Source organism: Asaia bogorensis (genome assembly GCF_900465345.1).
In the GTDB taxonomy this organism is placed as follows: domain Bacteria; phylum Pseudomonadota; class Alphaproteobacteria; order Acetobacterales; family Acetobacteraceae; genus Asaia; species Asaia bogorensis_A.
The window spans coordinates 77,144-97,515 of sequence record NZ_UEGO01000002.1 but is presented as its reverse complement, the minus strand read 5'-3'; the positions used below and the strand labels follow the sequence as shown (position 1 = coordinate 97,515).

The following is a 20,372-nucleotide window of genomic DNA, read 5'->3' as shown; positions in this document are numbered from 1 at the left end:
TTAGCCACGGTCAGACGCCGTCGTCGCCGACTGCCAGGCATTTCGATCAGGACCTCATTGCGGGATTTGGCGACATCGATGGCGACGAGGACAGCAGTCATTGGTGTAGTATCGGATCTGGTCACGGCCGGTTGTCTCCTCTGTGTGGCTGGACACCATCACTATGGAGACATGTCGCCTGGTCATGGCCGCCGATCTGGCCTTAAGGCCAGATCGGCATTACCGATGCCGACGCTTCCTGATGTGCTATGGCAACCAGTCGATCTGGTTTTTGAACACAGCGGTTATGTTGCCGTGCCGTTCGGGGCTGCACCAGACCTGGCCTTCCGACCAGATCGACAGTTCCCGCAGTTCCTGCACTTTCGGATGCGTGGCAGGCACGGAATCCGCTATCGGCAGGCCGGTCGGGTCGAACACCCGTGTCTCGGCCCCCAGCACCTTCAGGATGCGTTCCGCCTCAAGCACCAGCAACCGACTGAAGGATCGGGGACGCAAAGAGCCGTAGAGCAGCAGGATACGCGGCGGATGGTCCACACGCGGTTGCGGTTCGAGCCGCGCGAGATCGACCCGTTCAAGATATTCGGGGTGCAGGGCTGGCAGGTCAGGAGCGGTCATATATATCGGTCCTTTCTTGTATTACGGGTGGCTGATCAGGGGCAGCCACAGGGCCAGCGCCGCGAGTGTTGCCAGCAGGACGGGCGGCGTAATCGCCAGTCCAACTTTCATATACTGCCCCCATGTGACCCGATGGTTCTTGGATGCCAGCACATGCAGCCACAGCAGTGTTGCGAGACTACCAATCGGCGTGAATTTTGGCCCGAGGTCGCAGCCGATGACGTTGGCATAGATCATCAGGTCGCGTGTCAGCGGCGTGATGTCGTGAGCCTGCTGGATCGCCAGCGCCCCGACCAGCACACTCGGCATATTGTTCATGATGGACGACAGAACAGCCGCCAGAAAGCCGGTGCCGATGGTGGCCGTGAACGTCCCTTGATGACCGAGCCAGACCAGTGCGGTCGCAAGGTAGTCAGTCAGCCCGGCATTGCGCAGCCCGTAGACCACCAGATACATGCCCAGGGAGAAGATCACGATCTGCCACGGGGCACCCCGCAGCACCTTGCGAACAGGGATCACCCGGCCATACCCGGCGACGAGCAACAGGGTTCCGGCGGCCAGGCAGGCTACGACACAGACCGGGATATGAAACGGCGCGGTCAGGAAATAGGCCGCCAGTACGAGGGCCAGTAGCGGAAATGCCGCCCGGAACACATGGGGGTCACGAATGGCCGTGGCAGGTGCGGGCAGTTCGGCGACGGGATAGGTCGCAGGCACCTGCCGCCGGTACCACAGCCACAAGACGGCCAGCGTTGCACCAAGTGCTACCAGATCGACAGGGACCATGATCGCGGCATAGCGATCGAACGCAATGCCAAAGAAATTGGCGCTGACGATGTTCACCAGGTTGGAGATGACGAGCGGCAGGCTGGTGGTATCCGCGACGAAGCCAGTGGCGATAATAAAGGCCAGCGCCGCAGCAGGACTGAGGCGAAGCTGCGTGAGGATGGCGATGACGATGGGCGTCAGCAGCAGGGCCGCGCCGTCATTGGCGAACACAGCCGCAATGGCCGCTCCCAGCACCACGATCAGCGGGAACAGCGTACGGCCTCGCCCTTTGCCCCAGCGCACGACGTGCAGGGCGGCCCAATGGAAGAATCCGGCCTCATCCAGCAACAGCGAGATGACGATCAGCGCGATGAAGGTGAAGGTCGCGTCCCAGACGATGTGCCACACGACAGGAATGTCGTGCCAGTGGATCACACCAGCCGCCAGGGCCACGGCGGCACCTGCCATTGCGCTCCAGCCGATACCCAGCCCCCGAGGCTGCCAGATGACAAAAACGAGCGTGACAACGAAAATCAGAAGCGCCAGCATCAGACGATCCGCTTGCCGGATTCATCGACGATCTTCTCGCCGTCTTCTTTGACGAAAGCGCCTCGCTGCGGGTTGGGCAGGATGTCCAGAACTGCCTCGGACGGACGGCAGAGTGCCGCACCCAGCGGGGTGACGACGATGGGCCGGTTGATCAGGATTGGATGCGCCATCATGGCGTCGATTAGGTCGTCATCGCTCAGGGCCGGATTATCGAGGCCAAGCTCATCATAGGGCGTGCCCTTGCGCCGCAGGAGATCGCGAACCGAGATCCCCATGCGCGTGATCAGACTGACCAGTTCGGCGCGCGATGGCGGTGTTTTGAGATATTCGATGATGGTTGGCTCGATCCCCGCATTTCGGATCAGGGCAAGCGTATTGCGCGATGTGCCGCAATTCGGGTTATGATAGATTGTGACGCCAGTTGGCTCGGTGCCAATGTCGCGCAATTTCGTCACCAAACTGGCAGTCTCAAGCTTGGCCAGCGGCAATGCGACAAGCAGGGAAATACGATTCTTCAGACCCTTGAACGCCGAGACGAACGCTCGCTCCCGGTCGGCATCGGTTCCCGAAACATTACTCGGATCGGGAATGCCCCAATGGGCCGTGATGGGTTTCCCCGGCCATACCGGACAGACTTCTCCAGCAGCGTCATCGCAGACGGTAAAAACGAAATCCATAACGGGAGCGTTCGCAACAGCAAACTCATCCCAGGGCTTGGAACGCAGTCCCTCGGTCGGGTAGTCGAAGCTCGCCAGCACTTTCAAGGCGAGAGGATTGACCTGCCCCTTGGGATGGCTACCGGCGGAGAAGACCCTGAAATGGCCAGCACCATCCTTGCGAAGGATGCTCTCGGCCAAAATCGAACGTGCGGAATTACCCGTACACAGAAACAACACATTGAAGACGCGATCGGTCATTGGGGGGTTCACTCGGATGGGCAGCAGGACGACAGTTCTGCAACCAGTGGCTCACAAAGTTCAGGGCTTTGCCCGCAGCAGTCCTTGACGAGAAACAGCATCAGTTCCCGCAGGCGCGGTAGGCAGGCACGATAGACAATCACACGGCTATGGCGCTGCGAGGTCAGCAGGCCGGCACGGGTCAGAGTGGCGAGGTGGGCCGAGATCGTGTTCTGCGGGACATCGAGATGCCGCGCGACGTCTCCGGCCGGCAGCCCGTTCGGTTCATGGCGCACCAGCAGGCGGAATATCTCCAACCGCGTGGATTGCGACAGTGCGCTCAGGGCCAACAGGGTCGATTCGGTATCCATATATCCTTACTCGTGGATATATAGAATATTGTCAATTCCCTTTCGCCCGATGGGCCGTTCCTGTCGCCGGATTGTGCAGTGTCATTGCCGATTTCCGATTGGCTGCTTTCCCGACATATTGGCCGTGTCGGTCGTTCATCATTCTCTATATCCACTGACGAACCGAGCGTCGGCAACTTCCTTTCCCTCGGCGGGTCTATCTTCAATCCAGGGGAATTTAACTGTCCTTATCGCCACGACGACTATAGCCCGAGCCCCCGGTTCCGGGTGAAGCTCCAGTCGATCCCGCCATCGTCGCGTGCGACGCCGGAGACGTGCTGGCCCCGCTGCTTCTCCAGCGACGGCGTCCATGGCACGAGCTGGAACTGGAGGCCGTCATCGATCATCGCATAGCGGCCGGAGGCCAGGGCCATGCGTTGCCGATACGTGCCGGTGACATACTCGCCCGATGCCGACTGACTGAACGTCCGGCCCGTCTCAGCGGCGAGCCGCTCTCCCACTTCGTGAAGCTCGCGGTCCCTGAGTTTCCCGATCAGGTTGCGCGCCAGGATCACCCCCTGCGTCCGGCGTTCGGCAAGACCCTGCTCAATCAGTTGCTCGGTCCGCCGCTCCATCGCCTCATGCACTTCGGCACCGAACCCCGCCTGCCCCAATGCAACAGGGTCGCGCGCCACTGCCTGCCGGTCGAGCCAGGTAGCCCCGCGCGCCGTCACCTGATCCTCGATCGACAGGTCGGAACGGACGGCCAGCGCCACGCGACGCTGCCCCTTCCTGTCATCGAAGGCGCGAAGCTCCACGACCGACCCCATGCTGCCATCACCGGTCGCGTCGAGATCGGGAAAACGGATATGATGCGTGCGGCCATCCACGCCGTCGATGACGGCGTAGGCCGTGCCTTTCAGCTCGTCGTCCAGCCCCCGATCGACCAGCCTGCCGACGACAGGAACGTCGAGGCTTTCACCCGCCAGGACGTAGCTCGATGTGCTCCGCTCGATCCCGCGCTCCGTCAGCGAGCGGTGGATACGCTTGATGATGTCGCCGCGCTCCCCGAACTCGCGGAGCGTCGCCTCGGCGGATTCATCCAGCATCCATTGTCCCTGACCGACCTGATGGGCGAGACCGAGCCCCTCCAGGTGGCGCAGGCGCCCGACCTTCAGGGCCTCGAACGGATCAGGCTGCCGATCCGGCGCTGGCGCCATGTCGATGATGCCGTTGCGGCCCGCATCGCGGGCGAGTTGCCGGTCGAGCTGGGTCCAGTGCTCGGCGCCGACCTGGCGTTCGAGGGCACGATGGATTTCGACGTCATTGCGTAGCCCGAGTTCCTGCGTCACCAGATCCTGGGCACGGGCGCGCAGGCCCTCCCGGATATAATCGCGGGAGATCACGAGGTCGCTGCCATCCTCGGCTACGCCCCGCACGAGGATGTGGACATGGGGATGCTGGGTGTTCCAGTGATCCACCCCCACCCAGTCCAGCTTCGTGCCGAGGTCTTTTTCCATCTGCCCGACCAGTTCGCGGGCATAGCCCTTGAGGTCGGCCATGTCGGGCGCGTCCTCGGGTGAGATGATGAAACGGAAATGGTGGCGATCATCCTCGCAGCGCTCGGCGAACGCCTTCGGGTCGGCATCGTCGATGCCAGGACCGAAGAGCCGCGCCTTCTCGCCGTCCTTCGTCACCCCTTCCCGGCGCAGGTAACGCAGATGGGCGGCGAGCGGCGCCTTGCGCCCGCTGTGGCGCACGACACGGGCCTTGACGGTCACGCGGCGGACACGGCTGGTCAGCAGACGATTGGCCCTGGCTGCTGCGACGCGGCCACGCCCGAAGGACGAGCGGGAACCGCCGCCGCTGCGGCCCGATCGGAAGCCACCGCCTCCGGCACGCTGGGCCGAGGCGAGGGCCTGGGCGACGAAGGGCTTGAGCCGCTGGGCGCGGGGCGAGCGGATGCGGCCCAGACGGGGCTGGAAATCATTCTCGCGGGCCATTGGCGCCCCCAATGTGCGAAAAAGACAGGTGCAACAAGGAAAAGTAGGGTCGGCAAACATTGGCGGAGAGGGAGAAACATTGTGTAGGAAAGGAAAAAACGCTGGAAAACCAACACCCCAACCGAGGCGCAATGTGCGCCCTTTTATCTCGCCTCTCCTTTGCCCAGACCCAGTGCGGTCCCTGATCCCTGCTACGATCCGTCATGAGAAACGCTGGACCACGCCGGACCACGATTATGCGCTGACCTGCGACCGGCTGCGAATGGGCGGTAAGGAGAGGCGGATTCGGCATGGTCATGGTGCCGACTCCCTGTCAGAAACCGTCACGAACAGGCCAGCGGAGTGCGGTGCAATAGGCAACAGATCGCGTGCGGTGATGTTGGCAGACGCATCGTTCGCGCGTGCGAAAAAGATCGGCGCGCGTCTCCAGGCCAGGGGATCGGGACGCGCCGCCGGAAGCGGTATTGCGTCACCGTTCTGGCCGAGAAGAGGCAGAAGACCGGCGACATAGGCGAGGGTTTCGGGCGGCAGCGGACGTTGCCGATCGCGGAAGTCCTCGTAGCGTCCCGGTCCGGCATTATAGGCTGCGAGAAACCCCGGTGATCCGTAGCGATCGTGCATCTCGCGCAGATACGCGGCACCCGCGAGAATGTTGTCATGCACATCGAATGGATCACTTCCCAGCCCATAGCGGACACGCAGGTCGGCCCAGGTCGCGGGCATGATCTGCATGAGGCCGAGCGCGCCTTTCGACGAAATCGCACTGGTATCACCGCCGCTTTCAGCACGCATCACCGCCCGTATCCAGGTGGTAGGAACGTCGAAACGGCGGACTGCCTCAGCGATTTGGGCAGCAAAAGAATCGGTGTCGGCGAGTGTCGAAACCGACGCCGCCCGTGTCTGGTCGGCAGCAGCTAATACGCCGATCGCGGTGATGCCGACAGCGAGGAAGAACGCGGGTCGCATCGTCTCAATCTCCTCTTTCGGCGCGCTTTGACGGGCGCGTCCAGTTCAGCACCCAGACCGCGCGGTCGTCGGCGGTGCGGAAGAGATTGGCCCGGATGGGCTGCGTGAAGGCGGGATCGTCGAGTGCTACGGCGACGTATTCACCGGCCCTCTCGCCGGTGCGTTTCCAGCCTGCGCCGACCTCCGGACCGTCGGCATCGGTGAGATGGATGCGATAATCCGGTGCATGTTCGGCGTCGGAAAAATCGGCCGGAATGAGGATAAGATCCTGCGTCACGGTAAGGGTGCGAATACGCCCGGCAAAGCCGGTTTTGGTGCGGGTGAAAAGACCGATCTGTGCCATCTTAGTGTCCTTTCGCGGATGGATTGGAGGATAAGGCGACGGCCTGGCCGCTCCCGGATGGAAGCCAGACCGGAGTGGCTCGGCCGATGACGGTGGAGAGGGGCAGCGCGCCAAAATATCGGCCATCGAGACTGCGTGGCTCGGCCGGATTCATGACGAAGACCTGGCCGGGATCGAGGTGTTGGCAACCCCGCCAGACGGGCAGCGGGCGACCACGATGATCGACGGATCGCGCGTCGCCAGCGAATTTTCCGTCGATGGTGATGCGTTGTCCGGTACGGCACACGAACTGCCCTGCGATGGCCGCTACAGGTTTGAGCAGGGGCACACCGAGAGGGAGGTAGCCGCGCGTCGCCAGCAGCATCGCCTCGCGCTCGGGCAGACGGACAGCGGCCAGATCGCCGACATGCGGCGCAGGGTCCGTGTGCAGCCGATAAAGCCCGACGGGCACGCTCGCCGTTTCGTTCCAGATCAGCCGGGGCATAGGATGCAGGGCCAGCGAAACGCCCACACCGAGCACCGCGAAATAGGTGGCGAAGAACCAGCCACGCCGGGTCATGACGTCACCTGCCGCCGCTTGAGCCAGGCTGCGTGCTGCTCGCGCGTGTAGCTGCGGGGCTCATGTCCGGCAGTGATGCGATGGTGGAGATGCCGCCAGTAATCGGGCGCGGCATCCGCCGGGTCGATGCCCAGCGCGTCAACAGCGTCGATCGCCCGAAGCACGCGCTCGACCCTCGGCCAGCTATCGACACGCAGGAGGATTTCGCCACCGGGACGCACAAATGGCAGAGTCTGGAATGGACTTCCTGCTTCCACCGCCCGCACGATGTCCACGCGGGAGACCGTGGCTCCCAGATCGTTCGACGCCCAGCGGACGAAGGCGAAGATGCTGCCCGGCGCGAAACTGGAAATGCGGCGGCGACCATCAAGGATCTGTTCGTCAACGCGGTGGCCGAAGCGCAACCAGTGCTCGATACGCTTCTCGATCCAGGTCAGTTCGACATGGGTCAGCGACGCCGCGCGGCGATGCGGCGGCGTAGAAAATCGTCCGTTCATGGCACGTCTCCGGGATTGTCAGGGAACTCACGGGCGAGCAGCGCGCGCAGCATGTCGGCGACGGTCATGCCGCGCTGGAACGCCGCGACCTTGATGCGGGCGCGCAGCGCCGGCGTGACGTCGATGGTCAGCCGGGCGGTGAAGTGGTTGGCAGCCGCAGGCTTGTCCGGCGCCTTGACCCAGCGTTCCGGGTCGGCGGGGCGCGACGCGAAGCCGGGTAGCGTGCGACGCTCTGTCATGGCGATATTCCCTCGCCGAGCGGCAGCACGGACGCGATACGGTCGCGCGCTTTCTGCGCCATGACAGGATCGATCTCGCAGCCGACATAGCGCCGACCGGCGAGCCGACAGGCGACGCCAGCAGCCCCCGAGCCGGCGAACCAGTCGCCCACCAGGCCACCCGGTGGGCAGCTCGTGCGGATCAGGATCTCCAGCAACGCCACCGGCTTCTCGGTCGGGTGGATGGCCCGGCCATGCGTATTACGGACCGGAATCACGGAGCGCATCAGGCGCGGGCCACCGTCCTCGCTGACGTAACGACCGGCATCGATCCGACCCATGTGGGGCGGCCGGTGTTTCCGTCGTACCGTGCGTGCCCGTGCGTCGGACGTGGTCGGAACCACGTTGTAGACGGCGCGCCAGGGCGTATCGTCGCGATAGAACTGGACGATCAGTTCATGCACGCGCCGGAACCGATCGGCATGGAAGCTGGAACCGTTCTGCTTCTCCCAGACCAGTTCCTGGGCATATTTCCAGCCCGCATTCCGAAATGCCGCGTTGGATGCAAGGAAACTCCGCAGGGAGCCGAAAACCCAGAGCGAGCCGCTGGGTTTCAGGGCAGCGAGCGCCTTGCCGGGCCAATCCGCTATGCGCCGGTCCCATGCGAGCGACGTATCGCCATAGGGGGGATCGACCAGGATCATGTCGTAGGGGCCGTGCCAGGGCATCAGGAGCGCGCTGTCGCCGGTCAGCAGGGTCATGACACCAGCCCCCCAATCTCGGCTGTCAGTGCGGCGATTTCGCGGGCGGCAATCCCCTGCGGGCGCAAGTCGCAGACCAAGCGGCCGGTGCGCGCCATGTCGGCGAACGCGACCCGCTGGCCGATCCGCGCTGCCAGCGCCGCCGGCTCATGCCCCACCAGCGCCAGCCGGGTTTCGCGGGCGATCACCGTGCGCGCGGCGCAGCGGTTCAGCACGAAACGGGCCAGCAGACCGGGACGGAAGAGCCGCGCTTCCGCCAGCAGCCGCAGCATTTCGGCCGAGGCCCAGCCGTCGAACGGCGAAGGCTGCACCGGGATCAGCACCAGATCGGCCGCCAGCAGGGCGGAGCGCAGCAGCGCCGCCACCCGAGGCGGACCGTCGATGACGACGTGATCCACCCCCTGAGCCAGTTCCGGCGCCTCGTGATGCAGCGTGTCGCGCGCCAGGCCGATCACGCCGAACAGGCGGGGCAGTCCCTCCCGTGCGCGCTGCGCCGACCAGTCCAGCGCCGAGCCCTGCGGGTCGGCATCGATGACCGTCACGCGCCGGCCTTCCCGAGCCCATTGGCCCGCGAGATGCAGCGCCAGCGTCGTCTTGCCGACGCCGCCCTTCTGGTTGAGGAGGGCCACGATCATGGCCCGTCTCCGCGTGCTTTTGGGCCGGAAACGGAGGGACCAGGGCCGTTATCCGCAAGGCGGCCCGCCCCATCAACATAAGAGTTAGATTCTAAGTTAGATAAGTTAAGGGCCGGAATCGCCGTTTCAGGCCAAAGACTTAGCTGCGATTCGTGCGTGCGAAGTCCCGATAGTCCTGCGTGTGATGTCCCGATAAGGGTTGCGTGTGAAATCCCGATACCATTCACATGGTTATCCACAGGAATTGTGGATAAGTCGGCCGGCAGGATGCGGAGCAATTCGCGCGCGCCGTCGCGCTCGATGCCCAGGCGATAGCCGGGCAACGACTGGCGGGCGGCGATATGCCGGATCTGGATGGCGAAATCCGAGACACGCACCAGGCTGCCGGATTTCGCATGCAGATGGGCGATCTCGAAGGTCCAGCCCGCACGCTGGCGGCCAGCATGCTTGCGGGCGATGCGATAGAGCCAGCGTTCGATGCCGCCGGTGAGGCGGAAATAGGCCGGGTCGATGGCAAGCACGAGCGAGCGGTCGATCACGCCGCGATAGAACCATTCGGGAATGACGATCTCGACACCAGCGGCGCGGCCCGTCTGGCTGGCACAGATCTCCCATTCGGTGATCCAGGAGAACTGCTGACGGCGCCAGTTCTGGCCGTTGCGGATCGTAGTGGCGACCACGGTGGACTGGAGCCGGGTCAGTGCCGCCTTGAGTAGCCCATAATCCCGCGCTCCCGTCTGACGCCCGATACTGCTCAGAAGCTGATAGGGCGTGAAGCGCAGGAAGCGCGATGTCGTAAGACCAAGATTTTCCGCCTCGACGATCTGGCTGGCGGCCCAGATCAGCACATCGGCGTCCCAGATCGTCGCCATGCCATGGTCGGGCATGCCGAAGACTTCGACACGGACGTCACCGGCTTCATAGAAGATCGGCACCGTGCGCTTTGTCTTCGCGAGCGAGAAGAACGGTCGCTCCATCAGGTCGCGCTGATCGCGCGGGCTGGCATCCCCGCCGGAGACCACGAACGGGTCGAGCCTGTTGCGTTCGCTTGCGCGCCTGGAACGCGGAATACCCGGCGCGGCATTCATCGTGGGTCATGCCCGGCGGCACGCGCCGCGTCATAATTCGGGTCGGAGGTGGATTTGCACGCACCGGCGGCTGCCCATACGTCGAGGTCATCGATCAGATAGACGACGCGACCACCAAGCTTGCGGAACGTCGGTCCTGTACCGTGGCAGCGATATTTTTCCAGTGTGCGCGGCGAAAGTCCGAGAATTTGCGCAGCCTCATGGGTGCGCAGATAGCGCGCCGGTGAGGGCGTGGGTCTGTTGAGCATGATATGCCTCCGTCCGGTTTTGAAGCGTCGCGGCGAAGTCGCGGCGGATCGGGATGACGGTGGCGAAGAAAGCAGGCGTTGGGGGTGGACGAAGATTTTTCAGACTCAGTGTCCACCTTCGGCGGACCATGACGCGCGCAAGAGTTACCGTGCGCAGCCGGGCGCAGGCCAGCGTCGAAAAAATGGAGGGAAACAGCGCAGGAGAGCGAAAAACGGCTGATGCTATTTGCCGTGTAAGAAATCCAGGTAACCGCCGTTTACCCGGTTCTCTGCGTCCTGAATCAGGCGATCCGCAAAGCGCCGCGCCGCAGTGTTCTTCCACTCGATGGAAGGTAAAATCGCCTGCCATGAACGGCCGGCGGCTATGGCGACCTCACGTGGGCCGCCACCAATTTCCTGAATGTCGAAGGCGATCAGAAGCTGAATCTGCCGCGCACGCTGGAGCGGCGTGAGCTGGAGCGCGCGTGGAAGCAGGGCAACGCGGCTGCCACGCAGATGCCGGAAAAAGCGCAACGCCACGTCGAGACGAAGCTCGCCGGCAGCGTCCAGCGGCAGCAGCACGGCGGGGCGTTGCAAGGCCGAAGGGTCCAGAAGCCGAAGAAAGAGATCGCCAACCGCGTCGCCGATCGTAAGCCACCCGCCATCCGCATCGTCGTGACGGGCCAGGATATTCCCCAGCATGGCGGGTTCGATCGGGGTCACCGTCGCGAAACCCGAGGGTGCCGGCGTGAGAATCAGCGTGGCCGGGGAGACCTCGGGCCTCCAGACCATGCGGCCGCGGCGGGCGGGTTCATCGGGAGCATGGACAAAAGCCCAACCCCCAGCGTTCGGCGAACGCCGCGCGCTCTGCGGCGGCGTCCGTTGCCCGGCGGGCGATGCGTCGTTGCAGGCGGGCATACTCGCGACGGTACGTCGCGTTGCGGCGCAGGAACTCGACGGCGAAACCGGAACGGTCCAGAGTGCTGATACGGTCGCGTATTTCCTGTGAACGCCAGAAGGATGTCGGCATGGTGACCTCCCTGTCTGGCCCCTCATACGGCAAGGGGGCAGCCTCAATTAGCCGGATCGGAACCGCGAGCGCATAGACCCTGATTTTCTATTGGGGAGAGTGCCGTGGGGGACCAGCGCGTGGGCCGGCGAAGCCCGGCTATTGCAGGCGCGGCTCCAGCAAATGCCGGTAGCCGGCTTTGGTCATCCAGCGCGCCCGTGCAAGATGGTTGTCGTAAACAGCCCTGGCGCGCACGGGTTCACAGACAGGATCGATTTTGAACAGCACCGCAACGACTTCGCGCCAGTCGGCACCTTCCTCGTCGGCGATCAGGAGGCGGAGATAAAGGTCGAGATGCTGCTCGTCATAGGCGTTCACACGCGCCGTCAGAGGCGGGTGATCCTGGAAGGATGGGTGGGTCATGACGATCCCTCGTGATAGCGCTGTTGGATCGGTTCGATAACAAATTCGTGGAATGACGACCGTTCGACGGTTCCGCGCTGACGCAAAAAACAACGCGGGGCCGAGTGGGAAGGCTGCGCGGCCAGGCCGATCAGGACGGCGCGCGTCTGCGACGGCCCGCATCCTGTCGCGTCTGTGGATCGGAAGTCTCGTGAAGAAACATGACACCACGCCCTTGCCCGGACTCGATGAACAGGATGCCCGCTGCTTCCAGCGCGCGGCGGACCTGGTCGATCGTGCCCTCATGGACACCAAGGCCACGCTCGGATTCAAGGCGCTTGAGCGCGGTCAATGCTACGAGGGCTTTTTCAGCGAGCCGTTCCTGTGTCCAGTTCAGGAGTGCCCGTGCCGCCCTTACCTGTCGGCCAGTGATCATCCATGATCACATCCGACATGCAGGGCATGCACACCAGAAATACGACTATAATAGTCGTATAATGGAGATTCAATATCGTTCTTTCAGTTGGATAGTGAGGAAACACCGGCGTCCTGCTTCTGATAGGACCGTCAGTGGGGTCCGCCGTCGGTACGGGCGACCAGACGAAAAGACCCCCGCTTACGCGGAGGCCTCCCCGTCGTGGCATTTTGCTGCGAATTGCGCGCATACCTGGTTCAGTTCACGCTCGATTTTGGCCCGCTCACGACGGCTGAGGTGAAAGCTGGTCAGTTCGGCGCGCAGCATCTGGATCTGGTCGTGTAGCGTGGTCATCGTCCTGCTCCTTTCGTTTTTCGAAGACAGGCCGTCGCCTCATGCGCGCGTGAATCGGGTCAAGGATCGCCGCAGGCGACCGCCCCAGCGGCGCGCGGGGGAGCCGATTTTGTCTGGTGTGCCCGTAGGGTGCGCCGGGCAAAATTGGGGGGACCGCGCGTCCTTGAGGCGGTTCACGCCGGGCATGGTACAATGGGAAGGCTGAGGGAAGCCCTGTTCCCCTTTCTTGCCCACACATTGGCAGATTGGGCGCGGCGCGACTGGTGCGCCCACCCGCCGGTTCGCGATCGGTCATGCGAAGGCCCCACCCGGACCGGCCGGGCGGGGGATCGCTGGCACCTCAGTCGCCGTTGCGGCGGCCGTTGGGGCGGGACCAGATCAGGCTGTAGCCCTCGCCGTCCTCGTCATCGAAGAGGTTGGCGAAGATCGGGGCGTTGAAGCTCGGATCGTCGAGCTTGAGGCTCAGATAGTCGCGCCCCTCGTTGGAGCGCCGGGACCAGGCCGCTCCGATCTCGACCCGGCCGACGAAGACGCGGTGGCTGGGGGCATTTTCGTTCAGGCGCGTGGTCTCGGGGGCGATGCGGACGTTGGGGGTCTGGAGCGAGAGGGTGACGATCTCGCCGTTATATCCGTTGCCGACTTTCTTGAAGGTGCCGATGGTAGCCATGATACTGCTCCGTGATCTCTGTTACCGAGCCCGCACCATTGCGGCCTCGATGGCGATCGGACAGACGGAGGCGAGCGGCGGCGCATCCCGTAGGGACCGAAGCGCAGCGGAGGACGGCGGGACGGAATTTTCTTGTTTCGCGAGGAATGACGGCGCAGCCGTCAGGGGAAGAAAATTATGGACCGCTGTTGCGCCATGGCCGATCGAGGCGCAGCCGACCTTCGGCTAGATCAGCCATCTTGAGAGGCGGCATGCGTGCGCGGCCCGACAGAGCACACATCACGGAGACTATGGCCACCCGCGCCCCACGCAAGTGTCGGCCAGGAAGGGGAAGGCATCGTCATGCCCTGCTTCCGACCCTGCACACGCCCCGTTCCGGGACTGCGTTTCGCACGGACACGCCCTGCCTTCCGGGATTCCACCGGCCGATGCTGACAGGAAGCGCTGGACGTCCACGCTCCAGGGAAAGAGCACCTTCAGCCAATATGCTGCAATCAGGGCCTCATCGATCGCTCCTGCCATACCCTCCTGACAGCGAGGCGGCCAGATGCGAAAGCCCCCGATCCTGTCCTGCCTCGCCGGTTGCCAGAGCGGTGTCAGACCCGCGCGATATTGCCGCCGGACGGTCCGGGTGGGGCCACGGTTGTAAAGCGGATGAAAGCGGTGACGCCCACCGCGATCGCGCCGATGATGGAGAAAAAGAGCTGCCACGCCGGAGACGGCATCAGCATCTGGGCGATCCCATGTGTCGTGCTGTAGCCCATGATAATGGCGGGCACCGTATAGAGCAGGACGATCAGCAGCTTGAGCCACATCCACGGCACCAAGGCGAAGGCGATTTGGCCAATAACGAAGGTTGCAGCGCCCGCGACGAAACCGACGATGATCCCGCCGACAACACCAGCACCCGCACCATACGCCCAGAACCCGGCCATCAGACCCATGGCGCAGGGCAGGGCGAAGACTGCCACGGTAAAGAACAACCAGCACAGGAAGCCAATGCCGGCGACGAGCAGGAAGGGAGCAAGGATGAACATGGCGGCGGTCTCCGTGCAACCGACAATGTCGGACGGTCGCGCCTGCCACCACCACCACGGCGCAACCCGCATTATAGCGCAGATGATACGGTGACCGGAACGAAAATCCGCGCGGCTTACGTCCCGCCGGTGACGATATCATCGAAATCTATCGCTGGTATGCGGACGTTGCGGTCAATCAGGTCGAGCGTTATTGCCTTCCCCCGTGATCCGGTGGCGTTGCGAAGAACCTTGCGATCCATAGCACCTGGTGCTACATAGGAGGTCATGACCAATGCCGAGCCATCCCAGCGGGCATTCAAGACCGCCTGGTTCGCCAGGGCGGCCCGGAAAGCTCGCATCAAAGACGATGAACTCTGCAAAGCGATCCGGGAGGTCATGAAGGGTCAGGCCGTCGATCTGGGTGGTGGTGTCTTCAAGAAGCGCCTGAACAAGAACCTGCATCGCAGCATTATTCTTGCGAAAGGCGGTCGATACTGGATCTACGCCTATCTGTTCGCGAAGAAGGACCGGGACAATATCGATAGCGATGAACTGGAAGACTTCCGGACCCTCGCCAAAGCCTATGCCGTGCTGACCGGGGAACAGGTCGAACGGCTTTTGAAGGATCGAGACCTGACGGAGATATGCCATGGCGATGAAGAGAAAAAATAGCTTCCGGAGCGACATTTCCGAGGCCATTCATTCCGGGGCGGTAATGCTGCACAAGGTCGGCGCGCTCGACAAGGCGACGATGCGTGATTTTGACACGCGCCATCTGGTGGTGCCCCCTGCGATCGAGCCGATCGAGATCAAGCGTCTCCGCGAGGCGAACAATGTCAGCCAGCCGGTCTTCGCGCGGTATCTGAACACGAGCGAAAGCACGGTCGAGAAGTGGGAGAGCGGCGCCAAACGGCCGAGCGGGATGGCGCTCAAGCTGTTGAGCGTCATTCAGAAGCACGGTCTTGAGGTTCTTGCCTGAGACGCTGGCTTGCGGGGAAGGAGAGAGCGCTCACGCGCCGCCTCCGAACCGCAGGACCGGGATACCGAGCCGCTTTGCCTTGTCGGCCAGATTTTCCTGGATGCCTGAACCGGGGAAGACGATGACGCCGATCGGCATAGTGTCGAGCAGCGCATCGTTACGACGGAAGGGCGCCGCCTTGGCATGCCTGGTCCAGTCCGGCTTGAAGGCGATCTGCACGATATCGCGGTGATCGGCCCAACGTGAGGCAATGAACTCAGCACCTTTGGGCGAGCCACCGTGGAGCAGCACCATGTCGGGATGCTTGGCCCGCACCTTATCCAGCCGGTCCCAGATCAGGATATGGTCGTCGAAGTCCAGGCCCCCGGTCACGACCACCTTGGGGCCGGGCGGGACCAGCAACTCGCCCTCGGCGCGGCGTCGGGCGTTGAGGAAATCGCGGCTGTCGATCATGGAGGCCGTCATGGTGCGACGTGACACCAGCGAGCCGGCCTTCGGACGCCACGCGCTCAGGGTCAGGCGCTCGAACTGCTCCTGCGCCTCGTCGCGGAAGATCTCGTAGGCGTTGCGGCGCTCGATCAGGGTCAGCCCTTCGGCGATCAGCCGCTCCAGTTCCACCGAGCGGATCTCGCTGCCATCCTGTTCCTGCTGGCTCCGTTTCTGCGCCTGCTCGTTGCGGTCAAGCTCACGCTCAACCTGGCCGACCATGCGGTGGAAGATGTTCACGGTGGACCAGAGCAATGCTTCGAGATCGGCTTCCAGCCGTGTGTCGGTCAGCGTCGCAGCGATGGCGTCGAAGATGTCGGCCACAGCACCCCCGATGCGCTGCGCTTCGGGTAGCGGCCTGGGGTCCGGCTCGTCCGCGAAGGGACGGTAGCCATACATCTGGAGTTCGGTCAGCACATGCGCGGTGGATGAAGCGGCGTGCGGCGGTTCGAAATCGTCGGTCATGCGGGTCATGAGGCTGTCCTCCCAGGTCTCCGGCTGCGCCCTTCGCGGCCTTTCCGGGGGCGGACAGCGGCAGACCAGGGACGGGCCGGAACCGCGCGCTGGCGCGCGGCCGCAGCACAGCGAAGGATGGCAGGGGGCCGGCTATTTTGCCTCGCGATGTAAAGCGCCCCCACAGGGCGCGACGGAAAATAGCCGGCTCACGCCATTGAAGGCCCGGCCCGGCTGACGCCCGCTCCCCACTTGAAAGGCCGGGGCGCGGACCTGCCGGACGGGAGGCAGGACAGGCCCGCCGACAGAAGACGGCCCCCCCACTCCTCTTTCCGGCCCGCTCAGGTATCGGCGGCCTCCAGAAAGCGTGCCACGTCCGCTGGCGCGAGTTGCGGATGCAGGATCGCCCGCAGCGCGCCGCGTCCCAGCGCACGGAGATCATCATTGAAATCGCCCAGCCGTGGCGACAGGCCGATCAGTTCGATCCCGGCGTCACCCGCGCGGGCGTGCAGCGTCGCCAGCGCCTGATCCCCGGCCGGATCGTCGTCGCGCAGGACGTAGAGACGGCGTAGCAGCGGCGGAAAGATCAGGGCAGCGAGATGTGCCGAAGACAGGCAGGCGGCCAATGGCAGATCGGGCAGAACCTGCCGCAGCGAAAGCACCGTCTCGATGCCTTCCCCGGCGGCGAGCACGTCGGATGCCACCCCGAAGCGCACGGCATGACCGAGCAGCCCGCCCAAGGCACGGCGCGGATGGTCGACCGGTGCCTTGCCACGGCCGTCCGCCGCCAGCCAGGTGCGATGCACACCGGTCAGAGTGCCGTCGAGGTCGGTGACAGCGGCGATCATGGCGGGCCAGGTCTCGGTCAGACCGTCCTCGTCCGGGCGGTAAAAGCAACGCGGATGGAAGCGCAGGGCTTCGGTTCCGTGCAAAAGCGTAATGTCGCGTCTACGGAGATACGCGTCTACGGATGTGCCTATGATCGGCCCGGACATGGCCCAGAGCCGTCGTGCCGCTTCGGAAGAACTGGCGGAAGCACGCTCACGGGCAGGTCGGTCCTGTGACGGCGGCACTGGGTCAGGATGCGGCAGGCTGAGGAAGGCGCGTGCCTCGTCGGCCACGTCGCGGAAATCCACCAGGCCGAGGCTTTCGCGGATCACGTCGAGCAGGTCGCCATGCTCACCCGACTGAGCGTCCGTCCATTTTCCCGCCCTGCCGTTGGCGGTGTCGTGGAGCCGGACGAACAGCGACCGGCCGGGCGTATTGCGCACGTCACCGACCAGCCAGTAATTGCCGTGACGGCGACCGGCGGACAGATACTGCCGGCACACCGCCTCCGCGTTCTCCGCCAGACGACGGGCGAGATCGCCTGCATCATGCAAGGTCATCGCCCTGCCCTCCTGTGTCGGGATTGCCTCCGTCCAGGGCGATCGCCAGCCAGCGATCGGTGGTCATCCATGAAATCGTTTTGCGCCTGCCAAGGTCAAGCAGATGCGCACCGCCGCTGAAGGCGCCGATCCGGGGACGTGAACAGCTATTGGCCCACTGGAATCCCCATCGGCCCCGAAGCCGGAAGGCCCGCGCACAGCGTAGCACGAATTCCACGACCTGATGCGGATCGCCAGTCACCTCATCGCGCATCCAAAGCTTGGTGCCACCATATTCCGGTTCTACAGAAAGCCGGAACCCATCAGATGGCGGGTCTTCCGCCGCCAGTTCGTCCATGAATTCATTGTAGAGATCGAGCGCCTTGGCAGCGTTTTCCACCGTACCCACATCGAGAACGCACGAGAAATGCGTGAAGAAATCAGCCATCGGAATGACTCCCGAAACGAAAAAGCCCGGCGCAGTGGCCGGGCTCGTAAAAACGTCTTTACGGAAAGACAGAAAAGCGGCTTTCAGGAAGCACGCTCCATCAGCCTGCGGGCCTTCTCTTCCAGATCCAGCCGCGTGTCCTGGTTGGCCTTTGTCCGCGCCAGCGCCGTAATCCCCTGCACGAAATCGAACACACTCTCGGGCTTGCGGCCTTCCTCGTGCAGCACGGTTTCGATGATCTTTGCGGTTTCCGGTTTCGAGAACCCGCGACGACGCAGGAAACTTTCGCGGTCTTCATCTGTTTTCGCGACCAGCGCCCGACGCGAGGCCTGAATGCCGGAGACGAACGAGGCCGGGCTGGCAGTGGCGAAATTCCGTAGTGCTGGTGTCGCCTGATGCACGAAGCGCGAGGCCGCGAACTTACTATGCCGGATGGTGATCTGTTCGAAATTTTCCACGCCCCACAACATCCTGTTTTGACACACCCCGCGCAGATAGAATGACGCAATGCCTAGGCTCTTGCTGCCGACTTCCGAATTCCAGGCGTAGAAACCCCGGAAATAGAGATCGGGATCGCCATTGGGCAGGCGTCCGGCCTCGATGGGATGCGTATCATCCACGAGGAACAGGAACACGTCCCTGTCTGACGCATACAGCGTCGTAGTTTCCTTGGTGATATCGACGTAGGGATTATGGGTCATGGTGGCCCAGTCGATGACGCCCGGCACCTTCCAGTTGGTATCGCCTGTGCCGTCACCCGCGATCTTGCGCACCGCCCCGACCAATTCGTGATCCCAGATGCGGCCATAATCCGGACCGGTCACGGCGCGCAGTTCTACCCGTCCGTCTTCGGTCTCCAGCGTTTTCACCAGTTCGGCGCGGTGCGACAGCAGCCCGTGCTGGAGATTGATCGCCGCCAGCGGTGCCGGCAGGTCGCGCAGATAGGAGGACGGCGCGCTGACCAGGCTGCACATCTGGCCGAAGGACCAATGCGTCGGCGCGATCGGCTCATGCTGTCCTGGCACGGTCAGGGTCAGACGCTCGACATTGTCGCGCGAGGCCTCGACGCGGATGGCGCGGCTTTCCACCGTGCGGGCCGTGGCCCGGTCTGCCCGCGCCAGCGTGGCAGCATGCAGGTCGGACAGCGACAGATAGCGTTCGTCATCGGGGCGCGAGAACCATTCGGACGATACGCGGGCGCTGCGTTCGCCACGGGAGGGATCAATCCGGAAGCCCGTGCGGGCGGAAGACAGAATGGAAGCGGACATGGGGACTCTCCTCTCTTGCCGGATATTCGGCATCAGAGGCGAAGCCGCCCTCTCACTCCTTCCCGGCCGGACCGGCACGAAAAAAGCGGCTTCCGGATAACGGAAGCCGCTTTCTCGAAATCCCGCATCAGCTCATACTGTGCGGTGTTTCATGCTCTACATCGAGAGGCCTGGCGCGTCCCATCCATGGACAGGGTCGGATTTCCTTCACCCAGTCCGCAAAGCTCGGGATAAACCCGAAATCTTCCCGGACGTGCTGTTCGCCGATCAGCCGGGTCGGCACTGCCCGCCCGGTCGAAAGCGTGAGTGTGACACCGAACAGTTTTTCGGCAAGGAAGATGCCTTCCGCATGGTGTCGCAGCGCCCGGTGCCGGAAGTCCGCCGTGATCAGTTTCGATTCATCGAACCATGTATGCAACGGCAGGTAATCCTCTACCGTACCGCCCCATTTCCGCACAGAGGAGAGGGCATGATGATAACTATGCGCCATGGTGCCCTTCCTCCGTCCATTCATGGCCGTAGTTTTCGACGGCGGTGTAACGCTCGTTATACTCCAGGGCGATGGACCGTCCCGCGACGTCAAAGGTAAACTCGCCATACGCACCATCATTGTTTTCCCAACCACCGTGCGCTTCGGAAAGCAGGTCGTAGCAGACGTTCTCAATGACATCCTTGACGCTGCAATCATCAGTTTTCGACGTGGCACATTGCCAGTCGACAGAGATGTAAGGCATGCAGTTTTCCAGAACCGTATTATCGGTTTCCGGAGTGACCGCCATATCTTCGATCTGGCCGCTATCTCCGCAACCATCGAAGGTGACCACCGCTGTTTCGATCCCAGCAGCATCAAGGCAATCAAACAGTGCTTTGCGATTGACTGCTCCAAATTCCTGTTGCCGTTTCCGATAGGCCTCATAATGCTCGGAAAAGGCGGTGAAGGTATCGGCCCGTTCAGGCGTATTTCCTGGATTGGTCATGTCCTGTTTCCCCTGGATCAGCAGGACGGCCCTGACCGAAGCCAGGGCCGGTT

The 20,372-nt window shown here is 63.3% G+C and carries 28 protein-coding genes and 2 pseudogenes; 2 read left to right on the top strand and 28 right to left on the bottom strand.

Going from position 1 to position 20,372, the window contains the following annotated elements; genetic code table 11:
* Positions 1–249: 249 nt before the first annotated feature.
* From ED655_RS01615 to ED655_RS01505, 22 genes and pseudogenes are all read right to left on the bottom strand, one after another.
* Positions 250–615 (bottom strand): annotated as a pseudogene (locus ED655_RS01615) (NAD(P)H-dependent oxidoreductase); the annotation flags it as partial.
* Between the two features lie 21 nt (positions 616–636).
* Entirely contained in the window at positions 637–1,932 is a 1,296-nt protein-coding gene (locus tag ED655_RS01610) for an arsenic transporter (RefSeq protein ID WP_018308119.1), read from the bottom strand.
* Positions 1,932–2,369, bottom strand: a complete 438-nt coding sequence (gene arsC, locus ED655_RS15790) for an arsenate reductase (glutaredoxin) (RefSeq protein WP_029604264.1) — start codon at positions 2,367–2,369, stop codon at positions 1,932–1,934. Before arsC ends, ED655_RS01610 begins: the two co-directional genes overlap by 1 nt.
* 189 nt (positions 2,370–2,558) lie before the next feature.
* Positions 2,559–2,849, bottom strand: a pseudogene (locus ED655_RS16175) (arsenate reductase ArsC); the annotation flags it as partial.
* 8 nt (positions 2,850–2,857) lie between these two features.
* Positions 2,858–3,199, bottom strand: a complete 342-nt coding sequence (locus ED655_RS01600) for an ArsR/SmtB family transcription factor (RefSeq protein ID WP_018308121.1) — start codon at positions 3,197–3,199, stop codon at positions 2,858–2,860.
* Between the two features lie 242 nt (positions 3,200–3,441).
* A complete protein-coding gene (locus ED655_RS01595; protein WP_029604265.1) occupies positions 3,442–5,181 on the bottom strand; it encodes a relaxase/mobilization nuclease domain-containing protein in 1,740 nt (579 codons plus the stop codon).
* Between the two features lie 294 nt (positions 5,182–5,475).
* Entirely contained in the window at positions 5,476–6,147 is a 672-nt protein-coding gene (locus ED655_RS01590; protein ID WP_023979786.1) for a lytic transglycosylase domain-containing protein, read from the bottom strand.
* A gap of 4 nt (positions 6,148–6,151) precedes the next feature.
* Positions 6,152–6,490 carry a DUF736 domain-containing protein gene (locus ED655_RS01585; protein WP_023979785.1) on the bottom strand — a complete coding sequence of 113 codons (339 nt, stop codon included), beginning with the start codon at positions 6,488–6,490 and terminating at the stop codon, positions 6,152–6,154.
* A gap of 1 nt (position 6,491) precedes the next feature.
* Positions 6,492–7,049 (bottom strand): S26 family signal peptidase, encoded by a 558-nt coding sequence (locus tag ED655_RS01580; RefSeq protein WP_023979784.1) that lies wholly within the window; start codon positions 7,047–7,049, stop codon positions 6,492–6,494.
* Complete coding sequence (locus ED655_RS01575) at positions 7,046–7,546, bottom strand: DUF2840 domain-containing protein (protein ID WP_023979783.1); 501 nt, start codon at positions 7,544–7,546, stop codon at positions 7,046–7,048. Before ED655_RS01575 ends, ED655_RS01580 begins: the two co-directional genes overlap by 4 nt.
* Positions 7,543–7,785: a ribbon-helix-helix protein gene (locus tag ED655_RS01570; protein WP_018308123.1), complete on the bottom strand. Its 243-nt coding sequence runs from the start codon at positions 7,783–7,785 to the stop codon at positions 7,543–7,545. Before ED655_RS01570 ends, ED655_RS01575 begins: the two co-directional genes overlap by 4 nt.
* Positions 7,782–8,525 (bottom strand): DNA-methyltransferase, encoded by a 744-nt coding sequence (locus ED655_RS01565; protein WP_018308124.1) that lies wholly within the window; start codon positions 8,523–8,525, stop codon positions 7,782–7,784. The genes ED655_RS01570 and ED655_RS01565 overlap by 4 nt, the downstream gene beginning before the upstream one ends.
* The gene (gene parA, locus ED655_RS01560; protein WP_018308125.1) at positions 8,522–9,160 is read right to left on the bottom strand and encodes a ParA family partition ATPase; all 639 of its coding nucleotides are present in this window, start codon (positions 9,158–9,160) and stop codon (positions 8,522–8,524) included. The genes ED655_RS01565 and parA overlap by 4 nt, the downstream gene beginning before the upstream one ends.
* A complete protein-coding gene (locus tag ED655_RS01555; RefSeq protein ID WP_018308126.1) occupies positions 9,157–10,248 on the bottom strand; it encodes a replication initiator protein A in 1,092 nt (363 codons plus the stop codon). Before ED655_RS01555 ends, parA begins: the two co-directional genes overlap by 4 nt.
* Positions 10,245–10,496 carry a helix-turn-helix transcriptional regulator gene (locus ED655_RS01550; RefSeq protein ID WP_010668883.1) on the bottom strand — a complete coding sequence of 84 codons (252 nt, stop codon included), beginning with the start codon at positions 10,494–10,496 and terminating at the stop codon, positions 10,245–10,247. Before ED655_RS01550 ends, ED655_RS01555 begins: the two co-directional genes overlap by 4 nt.
* A gap of 222 nt (positions 10,497–10,718) precedes the next feature.
* Positions 10,719–11,267: a DUF2285 domain-containing protein gene (locus ED655_RS01545; protein ID WP_018308127.1), complete on the bottom strand. Its 549-nt coding sequence runs from the start codon at positions 11,265–11,267 to the stop codon at positions 10,719–10,721.
* Positions 11,268–11,286: 19 nt separating this feature from the next.
* Entirely contained in the window at positions 11,287–11,505 is a 219-nt protein-coding gene (locus ED655_RS15780) for a transcriptional regulator domain-containing protein (RefSeq protein WP_010518331.1), read from the bottom strand.
* Positions 11,506–11,643: 138 nt separating this feature from the next.
* Positions 11,644–11,907: a DNA -binding domain-containing protein gene (locus ED655_RS01535; protein WP_010518332.1), complete on the bottom strand. Its 264-nt coding sequence runs from the start codon at positions 11,905–11,907 to the stop codon at positions 11,644–11,646.
* Positions 11,908–12,037: 130 nt separating this feature from the next.
* Positions 12,038–12,322 carry a helix-turn-helix domain-containing protein gene (locus ED655_RS01530; protein ID WP_018308128.1) on the bottom strand — a complete coding sequence of 95 codons (285 nt, stop codon included), beginning with the start codon at positions 12,320–12,322 and terminating at the stop codon, positions 12,038–12,040.
* A gap of 180 nt (positions 12,323–12,502) precedes the next feature.
* Positions 12,503–12,655, bottom strand: a complete 153-nt coding sequence (locus tag ED655_RS15405; RefSeq protein WP_010518334.1) for a hypothetical protein — start codon at positions 12,653–12,655, stop codon at positions 12,503–12,505.
* A gap of 340 nt (positions 12,656–12,995) precedes the next feature.
* A complete protein-coding gene (locus ED655_RS01520; RefSeq protein WP_018308129.1) occupies positions 12,996–13,322 on the bottom strand; it encodes a DUF736 domain-containing protein in 327 nt (108 codons plus the stop codon).
* A 596-nt stretch (positions 13,323–13,918) separates the two neighbouring features.
* Positions 13,919–14,359, bottom strand: coding sequence for a hypothetical protein (locus ED655_RS01505; RefSeq protein WP_023979781.1), 441 nt, complete (start codon positions 14,357–14,359; stop codon positions 13,919–13,921).
* Positions 14,360–14,626: 267 nt separating this feature from the next.
* Between ED655_RS01505 and ED655_RS01500 the strand changes: the two genes are divergently transcribed.
* Both ED655_RS01500 and ED655_RS01495 read left to right on the top strand, forming a co-directional pair.
* A complete protein-coding gene (locus ED655_RS01500) occupies positions 14,627–15,013 on the top strand; it encodes a type II toxin-antitoxin system RelE/ParE family toxin (RefSeq protein WP_010517758.1) in 387 nt (128 codons plus the stop codon).
* Entirely contained in the window at positions 14,997–15,320 is a 324-nt protein-coding gene (locus tag ED655_RS01495) for a helix-turn-helix domain-containing protein (RefSeq protein WP_010517760.1), read from the top strand. The genes ED655_RS01500 and ED655_RS01495 overlap by 17 nt, the downstream gene beginning before the upstream one ends.
* 30 nt (positions 15,321–15,350) lie before the next feature.
* Here the strand turns inward: ED655_RS01495 and ED655_RS01490 are convergent, their stop codons facing one another.
* From ED655_RS01490 to ED655_RS01465, 6 genes are all read right to left on the bottom strand, one after another.
* The gene (locus tag ED655_RS01490) at positions 15,351–16,280 is read right to left on the bottom strand and encodes a DUF2493 domain-containing protein (RefSeq protein WP_010517762.1); all 930 of its coding nucleotides are present in this window, start codon (positions 16,278–16,280) and stop codon (positions 15,351–15,353) included.
* Positions 16,281–16,600: 320 nt separating this feature from the next.
* Complete coding sequence (locus ED655_RS01485; protein WP_010517764.1) at positions 16,601–17,647, bottom strand: DUF7146 domain-containing protein; 1,047 nt, start codon at positions 17,645–17,647, stop codon at positions 16,601–16,603.
* The gene (locus tag ED655_RS01480) at positions 17,634–18,074 is read right to left on the bottom strand and encodes a hypothetical protein (RefSeq protein WP_018308132.1); all 441 of its coding nucleotides are present in this window, start codon (positions 18,072–18,074) and stop codon (positions 17,634–17,636) included. Before ED655_RS01480 ends, ED655_RS01485 begins: the two co-directional genes overlap by 14 nt.
* Positions 18,075–18,157: 83 nt before the next feature.
* On the bottom strand, positions 18,158–19,342 hold the full coding sequence (locus tag ED655_RS01475) for a hypothetical protein (RefSeq protein ID WP_018308133.1): 1,185 nt from the start codon (positions 19,340–19,342) through the stop codon (positions 18,158–18,160).
* Between the two features lie 127 nt (positions 19,343–19,469).
* Entirely contained in the window at positions 19,470–19,832 is a 363-nt protein-coding gene (locus tag ED655_RS01470; RefSeq protein WP_010669161.1) for a DUF6915 family protein, read from the bottom strand.
* Positions 19,822–20,319, bottom strand: a complete 498-nt coding sequence (locus ED655_RS01465) for a DUF6878 family protein (RefSeq protein ID WP_010669160.1) — start codon at positions 20,317–20,319, stop codon at positions 19,822–19,824. The genes ED655_RS01470 and ED655_RS01465 overlap by 11 nt, the downstream gene beginning before the upstream one ends.
* Positions 20,320–20,372 lie beyond the last annotated feature (53 nt).